This window comes from Geodermatophilus sp. SYSU D01180 (assembly GCF_054050415.1).
Genome location: NZ_JBJGZH010000003.1, coordinates 155573 through 172674, shown reverse-complemented (window position 1 = coordinate 172674; position 17102 = coordinate 155573). Strand labels below are relative to the sequence as shown.

The 17102-nt window shown below is 74.9% G+C and carries 14 protein-coding genes; 4 read left to right on the top strand and 10 right to left on the bottom strand.

Going from position 1 to position 17102, the window contains the following annotated elements; all coding sequences use genetic code 11:
• Positions 1 to 59: 59 nt before the first annotated feature.
• Complete coding sequence (locus ACI8AA_RS04815; RefSeq protein WP_457043380.1) at positions 60 to 728, top strand: GntR family transcriptional regulator; 669 nt, start codon at positions 60 to 62, stop codon at positions 726 to 728.
• A gap of 48 nt (positions 729 to 776) precedes the next feature.
• On the opposite strand, the gene ACI8AA_RS04810 is transcribed toward ACI8AA_RS04815, so the two are convergent.
• From ACI8AA_RS04810 to ACI8AA_RS04775, 8 genes are all read right to left on the bottom strand, one after another.
• Positions 777 to 3245, bottom strand: coding sequence for a GcvT family protein (locus ACI8AA_RS04810; RefSeq protein WP_457043379.1), 2469 nt, complete (start codon positions 3243 to 3245; stop codon positions 777 to 779).
• A gap of 94 nt (positions 3246 to 3339) precedes the next feature.
• Positions 3340 to 3918: a sarcosine oxidase subunit gamma gene (locus ACI8AA_RS04805; protein ID WP_457043378.1), complete on the bottom strand. Its 579-nt coding sequence runs from the start codon at positions 3916 to 3918 to the stop codon at positions 3340 to 3342.
• The gene (locus ACI8AA_RS04800; protein WP_457043377.1) at positions 3911 to 6781 is read right to left on the bottom strand and encodes a 2Fe-2S iron-sulfur cluster-binding protein; all 2871 of its coding nucleotides are present in this window, start codon (positions 6779 to 6781) and stop codon (positions 3911 to 3913) included. The genes ACI8AA_RS04805 and ACI8AA_RS04800 overlap by 8 nt, the downstream gene beginning before the upstream one ends.
• On the bottom strand, positions 6778 to 7056 hold the full coding sequence (locus tag ACI8AA_RS04795; protein ID WP_457043376.1) for a sarcosine oxidase subunit delta: 279 nt from the start codon (positions 7054 to 7056) through the stop codon (positions 6778 to 6780). Before ACI8AA_RS04795 ends, ACI8AA_RS04800 begins: the two co-directional genes overlap by 4 nt.
• Positions 7057 to 7079: 23 nt before the next feature.
• Complete coding sequence (locus tag ACI8AA_RS04790; protein ID WP_457043375.1) at positions 7080 to 8312, bottom strand: sarcosine oxidase subunit beta family protein; 1233 nt, start codon at positions 8310 to 8312, stop codon at positions 7080 to 7082.
• Positions 8309 to 8650: a hypothetical protein gene (locus tag ACI8AA_RS04785; protein ID WP_457043374.1), complete on the bottom strand. Its 342-nt coding sequence runs from the start codon at positions 8648 to 8650 to the stop codon at positions 8309 to 8311. Before ACI8AA_RS04785 ends, ACI8AA_RS04790 begins: the two co-directional genes overlap by 4 nt.
• Positions 8651 to 8869: 219 nt before the next feature.
• Positions 8870 to 9991 carry an aromatic ring-hydroxylating oxygenase subunit alpha gene (locus ACI8AA_RS04780; protein ID WP_457043373.1) on the bottom strand — a complete coding sequence of 374 codons (1122 nt, stop codon included), beginning with the start codon at positions 9989 to 9991 and terminating at the stop codon, positions 8870 to 8872.
• 212 nt (positions 9992 to 10203) lie between these two features.
• Positions 10204 to 11004, bottom strand: a complete 801-nt coding sequence (locus ACI8AA_RS04775) for an IclR family transcriptional regulator (protein ID WP_457043372.1) — start codon at positions 11002 to 11004, stop codon at positions 10204 to 10206.
• A 125-nt stretch (positions 11005 to 11129) separates the two neighbouring features.
• Here ACI8AA_RS04775 and ACI8AA_RS04770 point away from each other — a divergent pair, with 125 nt between their 5' ends.
• Positions 11130 to 11453: a bifunctional 3-phenylpropionate/cinnamic acid dioxygenase ferredoxin subunit gene (locus ACI8AA_RS04770; protein ID WP_456928606.1), complete on the top strand. Its 324-nt coding sequence runs from the start codon at positions 11130 to 11132 to the stop codon at positions 11451 to 11453.
• A complete protein-coding gene (locus tag ACI8AA_RS04765; RefSeq protein WP_457043371.1) occupies positions 11450 to 12622 on the top strand; it encodes an NAD(P)/FAD-dependent oxidoreductase in 1173 nt (390 codons plus the stop codon). The genes ACI8AA_RS04770 and ACI8AA_RS04765 overlap by 4 nt, the downstream gene beginning before the upstream one ends.
• A gap of 103 nt (positions 12623 to 12725) precedes the next feature.
• Here ACI8AA_RS04765 and ACI8AA_RS04760 read toward each other — a convergent pair whose 3' ends face one another.
• Together ACI8AA_RS04760 and ACI8AA_RS04755 are read right to left on the bottom strand one after the other, a co-directional pair.
• Positions 12726 to 14567 (bottom strand): BCCT family transporter, encoded by a 1842-nt coding sequence (locus ACI8AA_RS04760; protein WP_457043370.1) that lies wholly within the window; start codon positions 14565 to 14567, stop codon positions 12726 to 12728.
• A 345-nt stretch (positions 14568 to 14912) separates the two neighbouring features.
• A complete protein-coding gene (locus tag ACI8AA_RS04755; protein WP_457043369.1) occupies positions 14913 to 15695 on the bottom strand; it encodes an enoyl-CoA hydratase/isomerase family protein in 783 nt (260 codons plus the stop codon).
• A gap of 169 nt (positions 15696 to 15864) precedes the next feature.
• Between ACI8AA_RS04755 and ACI8AA_RS04750 the strand changes: the two genes are divergently transcribed.
• Positions 15865 to 17094: an acyl-CoA dehydrogenase family protein gene (locus tag ACI8AA_RS04750; RefSeq protein WP_457043368.1), complete on the top strand. Its 1230-nt coding sequence runs from the start codon at positions 15865 to 15867 to the stop codon at positions 17092 to 17094.
• The last annotated feature ends 8 nt before the right edge of the window (positions 17095 to 17102 follow it).

Below are 17102 nucleotides of genomic sequence, written 5' to 3'. Positions count from 1 at the left end.
GTATGTCGATCCCTCTCACGAGGCAAGACCCGATGGCCGTCCGGCTCTACGATCTGCGTGTGACCGCCGCACCGCTGGAGTCGGACCCGTCGGCCGCCACCTCCCTGGCGGACAGGGCCTACGTGGCGATCCGGGACCGGCTGATCATGCTCGACATCCGCCCGGGCGACCCGATCGACGACGACGAGCTGGCCGGGGCGCTGGGCGTGGGCCGGACCCCGGTCCGCGAGGCGCTCAAGCGGCTGGAGGGCGACCGGCTCGTGGTGTCCTACCCGCGGCGGGGCACGTTCGCGACCGGCATGGACATCTCCGACCTCGCGCACATCTCCGAGATCCGGGCGCAGCTCGAGCCGCTGGCCGCCCGTCGGGCCGCCGAGCGCGCCCCCCGGACCGGGGCGGCCGGCCTCGAGGAGCTGGCCGCCCACATCGAGCGGCTGGACGTCACCGGGGTCGACCGGGCCGAGCTCATGCGGTGGGACCTGGCCGTGCACCGGACCATCTACCGGGCCGCGGGCAACCCGCACCTCGAGGACGTCCTGATCCGGTACGACAACCTGGCGACGCGGATCTTCTGCCTGTTCCTCGACCGGCTCCCCACCGTGGACGTGCACGTCCGGGAGCACGTGGAGCTGCTCCGGGCGATCGCCGCCGGGGACGCCGACCGGGCCGACGAGCTCGCCCGCGAGCACGTCCTCGGCTTCGAGCGGACGATCCGCGCCGTCATCTGAGCCGACGCCCCGCCCCCGCCGCTCGCGAGGGCGGAGACGGGTCTCCCTTCAGCCGCGGATGCGGGTCATCCCCGGGTCGACGAGCGGCTCGGCGGTGACGGTCGCCGGGATGCGGCGGCCGAAGTACCCGATCTCGACCCTCGTGCCGACGGTCGCCGAGGCCGGCAGCCAGGCGTAGGCGATCGGCCGGCCGACCGTGTGCCCGAAGGCCGCGCTGGTCACGTAGCCGGCCGGGCGGCCGTCCACGAGGACCGGCTCGTGGCCGAGGACGACGCTGCGGCCGTCGTCGACCGTCAGGCAGGACAGCCGGCGGCGCACGGTGTCCTCGCCCTTCCCGGCGAGGGCCGCCCGCCCGGCGAAGTCGGCCTCCTTCTGCCGGCGGACGGCGAACCCGAGACCGGCCTCGTACGGGTCGTGCTCCGTGGTCATGTCGTGGCCCCAGGCGCGGTAGCCCTTCTCCAGCCGGAGGCTGTTGAAGGCCGCGCGGCCCGCGGCGACCACGCCGAGGTCCTGGCCGGCGTGCCACAGCACGTCCCACAGCCGCCGGCCGGTGTCGGCGCCCGTGTAGAGCTCCCAGCCGAGCTCACCGACGTAGGACAGCCGCATCGCCGTCACCGGCACTCCCCCGATGCGGGCCCGCTTGGCGCGGAAGTACCTCAGCCCGTCGTTGGAGAAGTCGTCGGAGCTGACCCGCTGGACCAGGTCGCGGGCCCGCGGGCCCCACAGGCCGACGCAGCACGTGCCGCCGGTGACATCGCGGACCTGCACGCTGCCGTCGTCCGGCGCCTCGCGCAGGAGGTGGTCGAGGTCGAGGGGCCCGTTGGCGCCGACCTGGAACAGCTGCTCCCCGAGCCGGGCGACGGTGAGGTCGCTGCGGATGCCGCCGGCCTCGTCGAGGGAGAGCGTGTAGGTCACCGACCCGACGGACTTGTCCATCTCGCCCGTGGTGAGCCGCTGCAGCAGGGCGAGAGCGCCGGGGCCGCTGACCTCGAGCCGCTTCAGCGGCGTCATGTCGTACATGGCCACGGCGGTGCGGGTCTTCCACGCCTCCGCCGCCGCGATCGGGGACCAGAACCGCCCCGCCCACGCGTCGCGCTCCGGCGGCACCCACTCCGCGGGCAGCTCGTCCACCAGGCCGGCGTTGGCCTCGTACCAGTGGGGCCGCTCCCAGCCGGCGGCCTCGAGGAAGACCGCCCCGAGCTCCTGCTGCCGGGCGTGGAAGGGGCTGACCCGCAGGTCGCGCGGGGACAGCCGCGGCTGCAGCGGGTGGACCACGTCGTAGACCTCGACGAAGTTCTGCTGCGAGGTCTCCCTGACGTAGTCCGGCGCCAGCTGCACGTCCTCGAAGCGGTGCACGTCGCAGCCGTGCAGGTCGACCTCGCTGCGGCCGTCGACGAGCAGCTGGGCCACCGAGCGGGCCACCCCGGCCGAGTGCGTCACCCAGACCGCCTCGGCGATCCAGAAGCCCGCCACGTTGCGCGACTCCCCGATCAGCGGGGCGCCGTCGGGGGTGAACGAGAAGACGCCGTTGAAGCCGCTGTCGACCTTCGCCGAGCGCAGCGAGGGCAGCAGCAGCCGGCTCTGCTCCCAGGCGGGGGCGAAGTCCTCCTCGGTGAAGGGCAGCATCGAGGGCATCGCGGACTCGCGGACGCCGTCGTCCTGGGGCAGCTCGCGCAGGTCGACCGGCATCGGCCGGTGGGCGTAGGACCCGATCCCGAGCCGGTCGGCGCGCTCCCGGAAGTAGAGGTCCTGGTCCTGGTGGCGCAGGATCGGCAGGCTCGCCTCGGTGAGCTCGTCGTTGCGGCCGACGAGGTCGGGCACCTGGCCGGTCCACACGAACTGGTGGGCCAGCGGCAGCAGCGGGACGGCCATCCCGACCATCGCGCCGAGCTCCTGCCCCCAGAAGCCGGCGCAGGAGACGACGACGTCGGCGGGGAGGACGCCGTCCGGGGTCCGGACGCCGGTCACCCGGCCGCCGGCCTGCTCGATGCCGGTGACCCGGGTCGAGCCCCGGAAGCGGGCGCCGCGGGCCTCGGCGCGGCGGGCCAGGGCGACGACCGCCCGGGACGCCTTGGCCAGGCCGTCGGTGGGGACGTGCAGGCCGCCGAGGATGCGGCCGGGGTCGACCAGCGGGTGCAGCCGCACGCACTCGTCGACGTCGACCACCCGCGCCTCGACGCCCCAGGAGGTGGCCCAGCCCTGCTTGCGGTGCAGGTCGGCGAGGCGTTCCGGGGTGGTGGCCACCTCGAGGCCGCCGACCTGGTTGAAGCACCAGGCGCCGTCGACGTCGAGGCCCAGGAGCTTCTCGACCGTGTAGCTCGCGAAGGCGGTCATCGTCCTGGAGGCGTTGGTCTGGAAGACCAGCCCCGGCGCGTGCGAGGTGGACCCCCCGGTCAGCGGGAGGGGGCCCTGGTCGACCACGGTGACGCGGTCCCAGCCGCGGGCGGTCAGCTCGTCGGCGAGGTTGGCCCCGACGATCCCCGCTCCGATGATCACGACACGAGGGGTGGTGGACATCGCTTTCGCTCCTGGTCGCCAGAGGATCACGGTCGGCCCGTCTGCAGGGTCCCGCCGCGAGCCTGCGAGGGGCGGGGGGCAGAGGGGTCCTTCATCAGCTGTCGGAGGTGAACTCGAGGGCCGCGTCGAGCAGCCAGTCGGCGAGGTAGCCGGCGAAGGAGGACCGGACGAGGACGACGACGTCGTCGCCGCCGTCGGACAGGCCCAGCAGGACGACGCCCGCCCGGCCGAGCGTGGTCTGCGCGCTGCTGCCCCGGCCGAACACCCGCGGGTGCAGGTCGATCGCGCAGCCCTTGGCCAGGACGTCGCGCACCCGCGCGCCCGTGAGCCGGAGGCCGATCCGCTGGGCGGAGACGTCCGTCGCGGAGCCGCCCAGCGGGAGGACGGCGGCGCGGACCCGGGCCTCGAGCTCCGCGGGCGCCTCGGTGGTGCTGGTGAGCAGCCACTCGTCGGGGCCGAGCCAGACGGCCCGACCCGTGCCGGCCGGCACCCACGTGTTCGGCGTCGTCGGCAGCGCGACGCCGAGCGCGGCCGTCGCCGCGGCGTCGACGGTGCGCAGCCGGACGTCGGCGGTCACGACGAACGGCTCGACGGCGATGCCGACGGTGCCGGGCAGGCGCTCGAAAGCGGCGGTCCACGCCTCGAGGGGGTGGGTGCGGGTCAGCTCAGCCATCGCGGCGGGCTCCTTCCGGGTCGACCAGCACCGGGCCGGTGACCTCGACCGGGACGAGGGCGCCGCCGACGGGGACGTGGACGGTGTCGCCGATGCGGTCCCGGCCGCCCTTCAGCAGGGCGAGGGCGAAGGGGCGGGCGAGCTCGGCGCTGCGGTAGCTGGAGGTGACGTGGCCCAGCATCGGGACCGGCGGGGGCGGCAGCTCGCCGTCGGCGCGGAACTCGACGATCTGCGAGCCCTCCGGCAGCACGGTCGCCCGGTCCACCGGCAGCAACCCGACCAGCTGCTTGCGCAGCGGGTCCTGGTTGGCCTGCCGGGCGAACGAGCGCTTGCCGACGAAGTCCGGCTTCTTCTTGGACACCGCCCACGCCATGCCGAGGTCGTGCGGGGTGACGGTGCCGTCGGTGTCCTGGCCGATGATCGGGTAGCCCTTCTCCGCGCGGAGGACGTGCATGGTCTCCGTGCCGTAGGGGGTGATGCCGTACGGGCGGCCGGCCTCGAGCAGCCGCTCCCACACCGCGACCGCGTACCAGGGGTTGACGTAGACCTCGTAGGCGAGCTCGCCGGAGAAGCTGATCCGGGCCAGCCGGACCGGCACGCCCTCGAGGGTGGTGTCCCGCCAGGTCATGAACGGGAACGCCTCGGCGGAGACGTCGACCTCGGGGAAGAGCGCGCCGACGACGTCCCGGGAGCGCGGGCCGACGACCGGGAGGGTGGCCCACTGCTCGGTGACCGAGGTGCAGTGCACGCGCAGGTCCGGCCACTCGGTCTGCAGCCACTCCTCCATCCAGTCGAGGACCTTCGCCGCGCCGCCGGTGGTGGTCAGGACGAGGAAGCGGTCCTCGGCCAGCCGGAGCACCGTGCCGTCGTCGACGACCATGCCGTCGACCCCGCACATGACGCCGTAGCGGACCGAGCCGACCTTGAGGCTGCTCATCAGGTTCGTGTAGAGCCGGTCCAGCAGGACGGCGGCGTCGGGGCCCTGGACGTCGATCTTGCCGAGGGTGGAGCCGTCGAGGATGCCGACGCCGGTGCGGGCGGCGGCGCACTCGCGCAGGACCGCGGCCGCCATGTCCTCCCCGGGCCGCGGGTAGTAGCGGGGACGCTTCCACTGCCCGACGTCCTCGAAGACCGCCCCGGCCGCCACGTGCCACGCGTGCAGGGCGGTGACCCGCTCGGGGTCGAACAGCCGGCCGCGGTCGCGGCCGGCCAGCGCGGCGAAGGCGACCGGGGTGTACGGCGGCCGGAACGTCGTCGTCCCGGTGTCCTGCACCGGGACCCCGAGCAGCTCGGCGACGATCCCGGAGGTGAGGACGCCGGAGGTCTTGCCCTGGTCGTGCGCGGTGCCGATGGTCGTGTAGCGCTTGACGTGCTCGATGGACCGCAGGCCGGCGCCGACCGCGCGGGTGACGTCGGCGACCGTCGCGTCGCGCTGCAGGTCGACGAACGAGGTGGAGCCCTCGGCGGCGGAGGTGTCCGGCACCCGCCACAGCACCAGGGGCGCGGCCGGGGGGACGGACTCCGGGGCGGTGGGCAGCCGGTCCTCCCCCGCCGGCACGGTCCCCAGCGAGGTCAGGGCCGCGCGGGCCACCCGCTGCCCGTCGGCGAGGCACCCGGCCAGGTCGAACACGCCGGCGGCCGAGCCCGCGACCGACAGGCCGTCGAGCTCCTCCCCGGGGACGAACGCGCCGAGGCCCTCGTCGTAGCGGAGCCGCCCGCGGGCCTGGCTGAACAGGTGCACCGCCGGGTTCCAGCCCCCGCTGACCAGCAGCAGGTCGCAGGGGACCGCGCTGCTCGCGCCGACCTCACCATCGGCGTACGGGGCCACGAGGGCGTGCGTCACCCGCTCGACGCCCCCCGTGCCGGTCACGACGGCGCCGGGCAGGACCCGGACCCCCACCCGCTCGCACTCCGCGGACCGGCGCGGCGAGCCCTCCGGCCGGGCGTCGACCACCGCCCGCACCCGCACGCCGGCGCGGGACAGGTCGAGGGCGGCGTCGTAGGCGCTGTCGTTCGTGGTGAAGACGACGGCCTCGCGGCCCGGCAGCACGCCGTAGCGGTGCAGGAACGTGCGGGCGGCGCCGGCGAGCATGGTCCCGGGGCGGTCGTTGTCGGCGAAGACCACCGGGCGCTCGTGCGCCCCCGTCGCGACGACGACCGAGCGCGCCCGGATGCGCCACACCCGCTGGCGGGAGACGTGCCTGGGCGCGGCGGCGCCGAGGTGGTCGGTGCGCCGCTCGAGCGCCAGGACGAAGCCGTCGTCGTAGCTGCCGAACGCGGTGGTGCGCTGCAGGTGCAGCACCTCCGGGTGCGCGGCCAGCTCCGCGACCGCGTCCGCCACCCAGTCCGGCGCCGGGGCGTCGTCGAGCCGGTCGGTGCCCGACAGCAGCGAGCCGCCGGCCTCGGACTGCTCGTCCACCAGCGCGACGCGGACCCCGGCCCGCGCGGCGGTGAGCGCGGCGGCCAGCCCCGCGGGGCCGGCGCCGACGACCAGCACGTCGACGTGGTGGTGGACCGCGTCGTAGCGGGCGGAGTCGGGGACGTCGGCCAGGCGGCCCTGCCCGGGCAGGCCGGAGGCGGCCAGCCCGTCGACGAGCTCGACGGTGGTGGCCAGCAGCATCGGCTCGGGGAAGGGCTCGTCGACCTGCACCAGGCCGCCGGGGTCCTCGGCCCAGGCCGCGGCGATGCCCCGGGGCCGGCCGAGCTTGACGCTGGTGGCGACCCGGTGCCGTCCGGCGGCGAGCAGCGCCGAGGCCAGCGTGTCGCCGGGGTGGCCGCTGAGGGTCTGCCCGTCGAAGGTGAACTCGACGGTGGTGCCGCGGTCGGTGCGGCCGCCCTCGGCGGTGCGGTACGGGCTGGTCACGGGGTCACCGGCCGGGGGTCGTCGGGGCGGGAGACGCGCTCGAAGCGGTAGGTGGCGGTGTCGCGGACGGCGGTGAACCAGCGGCGGCAGCCGGCGCTGTGGGACCAGCGCTCGGCGAAGCGGCCCCTGGTGTTGTCGCGGAAGAAGACGTAGTGCCCCCACTGCTCGTCCGAGAGCGCGGCGGGGTCGTCCGGGTACGGGACGTGCGCCTGGCCGCCGTAGGAGAACTCGACCTCCTCGCGGGGGCCGCACCACGGGCACGCGATGAGTTGCACGGAGGACTCCTCGGTCAGTGGGCTCAGTGGGCGACGGCGGCCGCGCCGTGCTCGTCGACGAGCGCGCCGGTGACGAAGCGGTCGAGGCCGAACGGCGCGACGAAGGGGTGGGGCTCGTCGTGGGCGACGGTGTGCGCCAGGGCCCAGCCGATGCCGGGCGTCGCCTTGAACCCGCCGGTGCCCCAGCCGCAGTTGAGGTAGAGGTTCTCGTAGCCGGCGCGGCCGACGACGGGTGAGGCGTCGGGGCTGACGTCGACGATGCCGGCCCAGGTGCGCAGCAGGTGCGCCCGCGCGAACACCGGGAACAGCTCGACGGCGGCGGCCATCTGCCGCTCGATGACGTGGAAGGCGCCGCGCTGGCCGTAGCCGTTGTAGGAGTCGATGCCGGCGCCCATGACCAGCTCGCCCTTGTGCGCCTGGGACACGTACACGTGCACCGCGTTGGACATGACGACCGTCGGGTGCACCGGCTCGAGCAGCTCGGAGACCAGCGCCTGCAGCGGGTGGCTCTGCAGCGGCACCCGGATGCCGAGCAGGTCGGTGAGCACGGAGGTGTGGCCGGCCGCGCAGAGGACCACCTTGCCGGCGGCGACGGTGCCGCGGGTGGTGTGCACCCCGGTGACCCGGTCGCCGTCGGTGGCGAAGCCGGTGACCTCGCAGTCCTGGACCAGGTCGACGCCGGCCTGGTCGGCCCGCCGGGCGAAGCCCCAGGCGACGTGGTCGTGCTTGGCGATGCCGGCGCGCGGCTGGTACGTCGCGCCCAGGACCGGGTAGCGGATGTCGGCCGACGTGTTGACGACCGGGCAGAGCTTGCGGACCTCGTCCGGCTCGACCCACTCCGCGTCGATCCCGTTGAGCCTGTTGGCCTCGACCCGGCGCACGCTGTCGCGGACGTCCTGCAGGGTGTGGGCGAGGTTGAGCACGCCGCGCTGGCTGAACAGGATCGGGTAGCCGAGGTCCTCCTCGAGGCCCTCCCACAGCTTCAGCGCGTGCTCGTAGATCGCCGAGCTCTCGTCCCACAGGTAGTTCGACCGGATGATCGTGGTGTTGCGGGCCATGTTGCCGCCGGCCAGCCAGCCCTTCTCCAGCACCGCGACGTCGGTGATGCCGTGGTCCTTCGCCAGGTAGTGGGCGGTGGCCAGGCCGTGCCCGCCGCCGCCCACGATGACCACGTCGTAGGAGCGCTTCGGCTCCGCGTCGCGCCAGAGGGAGTCCGGGTGCTCGGGCAGGTCGGCGCCGGGGGTGCGGGGGCTCACGGGACCTCCGTCAGGTCGGGGCGGAGCGGGTGTCGGCCGGCCGGCCGGGTCACCCGCGCGCGGAGGCCGGCGAGCACCTCCCCGTCCGCCGAGGGCCGCAGCGCGGTGGCGACCACGTCGGCCACCTCCGCGAAGTCGTCGACGCCGAAGCCGCGGGCGGCCAGCGCCGGGGTGCCGATGCGCACGCCCGAGCCGACCATCGGCGGGCGGGGGGCGAAGGGCACGGCGTTGCGGTTGACGGTGATCGCGGCAGCGACCTCCGGGTCGGTGTCCGCCAGCGGCCGGTCGAGCACGCCGCACGCCACGGCCGGCGGAGCGGCGTCGGTCTGGACGGCCATGCCGGCTCCTCCCTGTCGGGGGATCGTGCGAAGACTGGTATATCAGTCGTGCAACAACCTAGGACGACGGTCGGCCAGGGTCAAGCGGGCGGCCACCTAGGGCCCGGACCGGTCGGGCGCGCCGTCAGGCGGCCGACGCTCGACGGGGCCCCGCGCCGGCGGGACGACGGTGGGGCCGGGACGGCGTCGCCGTCCCGACCCGCGGCGGGACGCGCGGGATCAGGCCGACAGCCTCTGCGTCAGCCACTCGTGGAAGATCCCGATGTGGTGCTCGGAGGGCACCAGCACCCCGCCGTCGGTGTAGGCGCGGGACGACATGGCCGGCTGGGTCCGCTCGCAGGCGGCGAAGTCCTGTTCGTTCACCCGGTGGAACAGCTCCACCGACCGGCTCACGTCCCGGCCCGACTCGACCACCTCGCGCGAGTACAGCCAGTCGCACTCGACGATCGTGCGGTCGACCGCCACCGGGAACATCCGGTGGAAGACGACGTGGTCGGGCACCAGGTTGACGAAGACGGTCGGCTTGACCGTGATGGCGTAGTAGCGCCGGTCCTGGTCCTCCTCGACGCCCGGGAGCCGGTCGAAGCCCTCGCCGCCGTCGACGGTGAAGCCCTGGACGTCGTCCCCGAACTCGGCGCCGTGACCGACGAAGAACTGCGCGGCGTACCCGTCGGCGAACTCGGGGAGCACCTCGGTGAGCTCCGGGTGGATCGTCGCGCAGTGGTAGCACTCCATGAAGTTCTCGATGACGAGCTTCCAGTTGGCCCGGACGTCGTAGGTGATGCGGCGCCCGACCGACAGCGAGTCGAGCTCGTAGCGCTCGATCGCCCGCGCGTCCCCGAGCCGCTCGGCGACGGCACCCACCACCTCGTCCTCGAAGGACGGGGGCTCCGCCGCCAGACACACCCACGCGTAGCCCAGCCACTCGCGCAGGGCCACCGGCACGAGGCCGTACGCGGCGCGGTCGACGTCGGGCATCTTCGTCAGGTTGGGGGCCGCGACCAGCTTGCCCTCGAGGTCGTAGGTCCAGGCGTGGTAGGGGCACTGGAAGGCCCGCCTCACCGTCCCCGACTCCTCCGTGCAGATCTGTGCGCCGCGGTGCCGGCAGACGTTGAGGAATGCCCGCAGGCGCCCGTCCCGGCTGCGGGTCACGAGCACGCTCTCCCGCCCGACCTGGACCTTCCTGAAGGACCCGGGCGTCGGGAGGTCGCTCGAGCGCACGGCCCCGAACCACATGTCCTCGAAGACGCGGGACTGCTCCAGCGCGAAGACGGCGGGGTCGGTGTAGTACTGGCCGGGCAGCGTGGGGATGAGGCTCGCGGGCCGGTCGGTGGTGGTCATACGGCACCTCGGGGTTCCGTCGGGCGGTGCGGTGTGGAGGACGCGCTCGACGTCGCACGACACATCGCCTGCGACGGACCACGGTCGCCGTCCGCGGCGGGTCCAGGACGACCGGTGTGTTGCACATTAGTCAGTGCATCGCGTCAGACGCAACAACCTCGGCGCCCGCGGATCCGGGGAGGAGGCGCCGCTCCCCCGGCACCTCCGCCGGGTCAGCGGGGCTGGCGGAAGAAGCCCAGCCTCCGGCTCAGCTCGTCGGCGCCGGAGACCACCCGCCGGGCGATCGCCGGGTAGTCCCCCGGGCCCATCCGGAACGACGGCCCGGAGACGCTGAGGGCGGCGACCACGTCCCCGTCCGCACCCCGGACCGGCGCGGCGACGGCGTTGAGCCCGACCTCGTACTCCTCGGCCGTGGAACCCCAGCCCTGCTCGACGACCCGGTCCAGCTCCTGCCGCAGCACCTCGGGGTCGGTGACCGTGCCGGCGGTGAAGCGCTGCAGCTCGCGGGAGAGCACGCCCTTGCGGACGGTGTCGGGCGCGTGGGCCAGGAGCACCTTGCCGCTCGACGTCGCGTGCAGCGGGGTGCCCTGCCCCACCCAGTTGTGCGTGCTGAGCGCCGCCGGCCCGCGGGCCTGGCTGACGTTCACGGCGCGGTCGCCGTCCAGGATGGCGATGTTGACGGTCTCCTCGAGGTCGGCGGCCAGCGCCTGGCAGATCGGCCGCCCCTCCCGGGCGATGTCCAGCTGCGCAGCGGCCGCACCGGCCAGGCGCACGACGCCGAAGCCCAGCCGGTACTTGCCGCGGTCGGCCAGCTGCTCGACGAAGCCCCGGTTCTCGAGCGCGGCCACGAGCCGGAAGGCGGTGGACTTGTGCACCCCGAGCTCGGCGGCGATCTCGGTGACACCGGCCTCCCCGTGGGCCGCGAGGATCTCCAGGACGCTCAGGGCCCGGTCCACGGACTGGACGACGGCGACCGAGCCCCGCTCCCCGTTCTCCTCCTGCGGCCCGCTCATGACCTCAGCGTAGGTGGCGGGTGGCAGGGGTCGGCCCGTCTCTTGACGAGGCGACGTCGCACCACCATCCTGTTGCGCTATCAGCGCGTCGTTGCAACATTCGCAACAGTGAGCCTGGAGCGCCCATGATCCCGGTCTGCCCCACGACCGCGTTGCCGCCCGGCGAGGCGATCCGCGTCGAGGCTGACGAGCCCATCGCGGTCTTCAACGTCGACGGCGAGTTCTACGCGATCGACGACACGTGCACCCACCAGGACGCCTCGCTGGCCGACGGGTGGCTGGAGGGCTGCGCCGTGGAGTGCCCCCTGCACGCCTCCTGCTTCGACCTGCGCACCGGGGAGGTGTCCGGCCCGCCGGCCAGGACGCCGGTCCGGACGCACCGGGTGGTGGTCGAGGACGGCCTCCTGTACGTCGAGCCCGCGGACGTCGGGGAGGAGGGGGCGGCGTGACCTCCACGGTCGCCGTCGTCGGGGCCTCCCTGGCCGGCCTCTCCGCGGCCCGCGCCCTGCGGGACCAGGGCTACGAGGGCCGGGTCGTGGTCGTCGGCGACGAGCCGCACGCCCCCTACGACCGCCCGCCGCTGTCCAAGGAGTTCCTGGCCGGCGCGGCGTCCCTGGACGACGTCGCCCTGGGCACGCCCGACGACGAGGACCTCGGCCTCGACTGGCGGCTGGGCACCCGGGCGGTCGGCCTGGACCGGGCCGGCCGCTCGGTGCTGCTGGACGACGGCGGCGAGGTCCGCGCCGACGGCGTCGTCCTCGCCACCGGTGCCCGCGCCCGGCGCCTGCCCGGCAGCGAGCGGCTCGCCGGCGTGCACGTGCTGCGCTCCCTGGACGACGCGATCGCCCTGCGCGAGGACCTGGCCGCCGGCGGCCGCCTCGTGGTGATCGGCGCCGGCTTCATCGGGGCGGAGGTCGCCTCCACGGCCCGCACGCTGGGGCTGGAGGTCACCGTCGTCGAGGCCCTGCCCGTCCCGCTCGCCGGCCCGCTGGGCGCCGACATGGGCGCGGTCTGCGCCGGGTTGCACGCCGACCACGGGACCCGCCTGCTGGCCGGCACCGGCGTCGCCGGGCTCCTCGGCAGCGGCCGGGTCGAGGCCGTCGAGCTCACCGACGGCACGCGGCTGCCCGCCGACGTGGTGGTCGTGGGGATCGGAGCCGTCCCGAACATCGAGTGGCTCGCCGGGTCGGGCGTGGCTCTCGGCGACGGCGTCCTCACCGACCCCCGCGGTGCGACGAACACCCCGGGCGTGGTCGCGGTCGGCGACTGCGCCGCGGCGTGGTCGCCCGCCGCGGGGCGGCACGTCCGGACCGAGCACTGGACCAGCGCCCTCGAGCAGCCGGCCACCGCGGTCGCCACCCTGCTCGGCACCGGGACGCCCGCGCCGGCGCCGGTGCCCTACTTCTGGTCCGACCAGTACGGCGCCCGCATCCAGTTCGCGGGCTCGCGCCGCGAGGGCGACGTCGCCCGCGTGCTGGAGGGCAGCTGCGCCGACCGCTGCTTCCTGGTGGTCTACGAGCGCGAGGGACAGCCCGTGGCCGTCCTCGGGATGGACCAGCCACGCCTGTTCACCCGGTGGCGCCGGCAGTTGCGCGCTGCCGTGCCGACCGCCTCCTGAGTCCCCGGCCCGCCCCTCCGGTCGAGACCACACGCCGGCCCGGGATCGGCCACCCGGCCGCCCCCGGCGGCGCGGCCGGGAACGGTCGGGCGGCGGGGCCCCGTCAGTCGCGCGGACCGAGCGGACGGCCGATCGACCCCGCCTCGGACTGGCCCGGCTCCCGGGCGGGGACGGCCGTGCCTCCCGGCGGCACCACGAAGTTGCCCGTCGCGGTGACCGGCCGCCGGCTCCCCGGCTCGGCGTCGGCCGGGGACGACGGCGCCGGCACCCCGGCGGCACCCGGAGCACCCGGGGAGGGTTCCACGACGAGGACGAAGTCGTCGCCGTGGCGCTTGATGCCGTCGACCACGGCCTGCTCGATCGCCAGCGTGGCGTAGCTGCCCCGCAGCACGATGGGGTCGCGCCGGAGGTCCTTGACCAAGCTCACCGCCATCGCGGCCATCACCAGCGCGAACGGCAGCGCCGCGATGATCGTCAGGTTCTGCAGCCCCGTCAGGGCGGCGCCGTCCTCCCCCAGGAGCAGCATGATCGCGGCGACGGAGCCCATCACCACGCCCCAGAAGACGACGACCCAGCGGCTCGGCTCCAGCGTGCCCCGCTGCGAGAGCGACCCCATGACGATGGAGGCGGCGTCCGCACCGGACACGAAGAAGATCGCCACCAGGACCATCACGAGCACGGTCGCGGCGGTGGCCAGCGGGTACTGGTCCAGGACGGCGAACAGCTGGCCCTCCGTGGTGCCCTGGCCGGCCACGTCGACGCCGCCGCGCTGGGCGGCGATCCCGGCGCCGCCGAACACCGCGAACCACAGCAGGCTGACCAGGCTGGGCACGAGGAGCACGCCGGTGACGAACTGCCGGATGGTCCGGCCGCGGCTGATGCGCGCGATGAACAGCCCGACGAACGGCGTCCAGCTGATCCACCAGGCCCAGTAGAAGACCGTCCAGCCGCGCAGCCAGGTGGCCATCGGGTCGCCGCCGGTGGCCTCGGTGCGCGCCGCCATCTCGCCGAGGTCGGAGAAGTAGCTGCCGACCGCGTCGGGCAGCAGGTTCAGGATGAAGATCGTCGGGCCGACGACGAACACGAACACCGCGAGCAGCAGGGCCAGGACCATGTTGGTGTTGGACAGCCACTGGATCCCGCGCTCGATGCCGGAGACGGCCGAGGCGACGAAGGCGGCGGTCAGGATCGCGATGATCGCGACCAGGACGCCGTTGCCGACGTCCCCGGCCCAGCCGAGGATCTCGACCCCGCTGCCGATCTGCAGGGCGCCGAGGCCGAGGGAGGCCGCCGACCCGAACAGCGTCGCGAAGATCGCCAGGACGTCGATGACCCGGCCGGCCGGACCGGTCGCCCGCCGCTCCCCGAACAGGGGGATGAAGGCCGAGCTGATCAGCTGACGGCGGCCGCGCCGGAAGGTGCCGTAGGCGATCGCCAGCCCGACGACGGCGTACATCGCCCACGGGTGCAGCGTCCAGTGGAACAGCGTGGTCGCCATCGCCGTCTGGATCGCCTCGGACGTCCCGGCCTCGGTCGTGAGCGGCGGTGGGGCGACGAAGTGCGACACCGGCTCGGCCACCCCGAAGAACATCAGCCCGATGCCCATGCCGGCGCTGAACATCATGGCGATCCACGAGACGGTGCGGAACTGCGGCCGCTCGTCGTCGCGCCCGAGCGGGATGCGCCCGTACCTGCTGGCCGCCAGCCAGATCACGTACACGACGAAGGCCGAGGCGAGCAGGACGAACAGCCAGCCGAGGTTGCCGGTGATCCAGCCGAGGACCGAGCTGCTGGCGGTGCCGAGACCCGTGGGGGTCGCGAAGCCCCAGGCGACGAAGCCCAGCGCCATCACCGCGGCGACGGCGAACAGGACCCTGTCGACGGCCCAGTGCCGGTCGGCGACGCAGGGAGGCGGCTCGGCGATCGCCGGGTGGGTCCCGGTCACGGTGACGTCCGTGGCGTGGACGACGGGGTGGTCCTCCCGGGCTGGAGCGCCGCCGGTCTGCCCCGGACCGGCCTCCCCCGCCCCGGACCGGTCGGGCCGGCGCGAGGGCGGGACGGGCTCGCGTGGTTCCACCATGACGTCCCCCAATCACTGTTGCGTCATTCGAGACCCACTTCGGAAGAGGGAACCAGAGCCCCGCCCGAGGGACAAGGGTCGAACGTGACGCACACCACAGCCTCGCACCCCGGCCGCGCCCCGCCACCCGGCGGTTCCGGGCCTGCCGGGGGCCGCTCCCACCCCCGTCCGGGCGCCGGGGACCGCCGGCCGGAGGACCCGGCGCCGGGGTCAGGGGGTGTTGCTGCTGGGGAAGCTCGGGGGGCGCTTGCCGAGGAAGGCCGCCACGCCCTCCCGCCCGTCGGGACCTGCCGCCCGGGCGCGGATCGACAGGGTCTCCCGGCGCAGCGCCGCCTCCGCGCCCGGCGTGGCGACCTCGCGGAGCAGGTGCTTGGCCGCCACCTGCGCCGTCCGCGAGCCCGACCGCAGCGCCGCGACCACGTCCTCGACGGCCGCGGCGAGCTCCGCGTCCGGGTGCACCTGGGTCACCACCCCCGTGCTCCGCATCTCCTCCGCGGACAGGACCGGGTTGAGCAGCGCCAGGTGCAGCGTCCGGTGCAGCCCGATCGAGGCGGTCAGCAGCGTGCTGCCGCCGTCCGGGGAGAAGCCGATCCGCGTGTAGGCCAGGGTGAACCGCGCCGAGGCGGCCGCGAGCACGAGGTCGGCCGCCGCGGCCAGCGGCACCCCGGCGCCGGCCGCGGTGCCCTGCACGACCGAGACCACCACCGCGTCCATCCGGTGCAGGTCGCTGACGACCCGGTGCAGCGCCTCGGCCAGGTCGTCGACCATCTGCTCGACGTCGTCCGCGGCGGCGAAGGCGGACACGTCCCCGCCCACGCTGAAGGTCCGGCCGGCAGCGGAGAGCACCACGACGTGCACGTCGTCGGCGCGGGCCCGGCGCACGGCGCGGCCCAGCTCCCCGACCGTCGCCGGCGTGAGGGGGTTGCCGCGCTCCGCGTCGGCCAGCCGGATCCGCGCGACGCCGTCCCGCTGCTCGTACTCGACCGTGCTCATGCCGGGCTCCTCCGCGGATCCGGGGGACGGCCTGGTCCCGGTCCCCCACCGCGGCACCCTAGGGCCGCCGGACGGCGCCCGGCCCGTGTCCCCCTCCGTGCATCGCGCCCGGGGCAGCCGTGTCCCTAGCGTCGACCGGGCCGGTCCCACCCGTTCCCCAGGAGGTCCCGTGTCCGACCACGAGCTGCCCGCGCCCAGCACGCGGGCCCGCGAGCTGCACGACCGCATGGTCACCTTCATGCGGGAGGACGTCCTGCCGGCCGAGCCCGTCTACGCGGCCTCCCGCCGGGAGGCCGGCCCGGACGGCCACGCCGTCCCGCCGGTCGTCGAGGAACTCAAGCGGCGGGCGCGGACGCAGGGGCTGTGGAACCTGTTCCTCCCGGCCGAGTCGGGACTGACCCAGCTGGAGTACGCGCCCATCGCCGAGCTGTCGGGCTGGAGCCTGGATCTCGCCCCGGAGGCGATCAACGGCGCGGCTCCCGACACCGGCAACATGGAGCTGCTGCACCTGCTCGGCACCGAGCAGCAGAAGCGCGACTGGCTCGAGCCCCTGCTCGCCGGGGAGATCCGCTCGGCGTTCGCCATGACCGAGCCCGACGTCGCCAGCAGCGACGCCACCAACATCGCCACCCGGATCGAGCGCGACGGCGACGAGTTCGTGATCACCGGGCGCAAGTGGTGGACCAGCGGCGCGATGGACCCGCGGTGCGCCTTCTTCGTGCTCATGGGCAGGACCGACCCGTCGGCGCCGGCCCACCGGCAGCAGACCATGGTGCTCGTCCCCCGGGACACCCCCGGCGTGACCGTCGTCCGCGACCACCCGGTGCTGGGCCACCACGACCGGCACGGGCACGCCGAGGTGTCCTTCGAGGCGGTGCGGGTCCCCGTCACCAACGTCGTCGGGGAGGAGGGCGGCGGCTTCGCCGCCGCGCAGGCGCGGCTCGGCCCGGGCCGCATCCACCACTGCATGCGGGCCCTCGGCGCGGCCGAGCGCGCGCTGGCCCTGCTCACCGCGCGGGCCCGGGAGCGCATCGCCTTCGGGGGCCCGCTGGCCGACCAGGGGGTCGTGCAGCAGCAGATCGCGGAGTCCCGCCTGGAGATCGAGCAGGCGCGGCTGCTGTGCCACCGCGCGAGCCACGTCATCGACGTCCACGGGAACAAGGTGGCCCGGGACCTGGTGGCGATGGCCAAGGTCGCCGTGCCCCGGGCCGCGACCCGGGTCATCGACCGCGCGATCCAGGTGCACGGCGGCGCCGGGATGTCCGACGTCACCCCGCTGGCGGCCATGTACGCCTGGCACCGCGCGATGCGGCTGTTCGACGGCCCGGACGAGGTGCACCTGCGGTCGATCGCGCGCGCCGAGCTCGGCCGCACGCCGGTCCTCCCGCCGCGGGGCTGAGCGCCCCG